The organism is Streptomyces pseudogriseolus, from assembly GCA_002154585.1.
GTDB classification, from domain to species: domain Bacteria; phylum Actinomycetota; class Actinomycetes; order Streptomycetales; family Streptomycetaceae; genus Streptomyces; species Streptomyces pseudogriseolus.
Window position 1 is genome coordinate 1 of sequence record MUNG01000734.1, and the last position, 484, is coordinate 484.

General features: G+C 66.7%; 1 protein-coding gene. It reads right to left on the minus strand.

Annotation, left to right across the window (positions count from 1 at the left end; translation table 11 throughout):
• Nucleotides 1-281 precede the first annotated feature (281 nt).
• Nucleotides 282-484 (minus strand): hypothetical protein (locus CCN29_RS36780; protein WP_442538703.1); only part of this gene is annotated, 203 nt, incomplete at its 5' end.

Consider the following 484-nt stretch of genomic DNA (forward strand, 5'->3'; position numbering starts at 1 on the left):
GGGATAGGGAGGACGAGGGGGGTGGGGGGTGTGCACTGAGATTGGTTCCTTCCCACAGCGCATGTGACTTTCGAGCGTTCCCGACACCGAAAAGGGACGCGCGACTGGTGCATACCTCTTGGGTGTGGCGCGGGGGGCGGGAATTGTCCGGCGGCGCTTCCGAACCGGTTCATCAACTCGCGAGCGTCCCCGGCCTTTACCCCCTCACGGGTGGCTCACTCTCGCACAACCCGCACGCGGCCAACAAGGCGGTCGGGCAACATCCCGGCGTTGACAGAAAGTCAAAAGGAGAAGGCGCTCCATGCACCCTGTTCCGGCATTCGCGGCGCCTTTTCGAAGAGGCGCGCGGGATGCGTGAAAAGGGGTGGCGGGAAGGCGTGACCAAGGTGTGATGCGGCAACGCGCGCACCACTGTCCCGGTGCGCCCTTTCCGCGACGCGCACGCCGTGCCCACGCCGTGCGGCCGGCGCGCGGGTCAGATCTG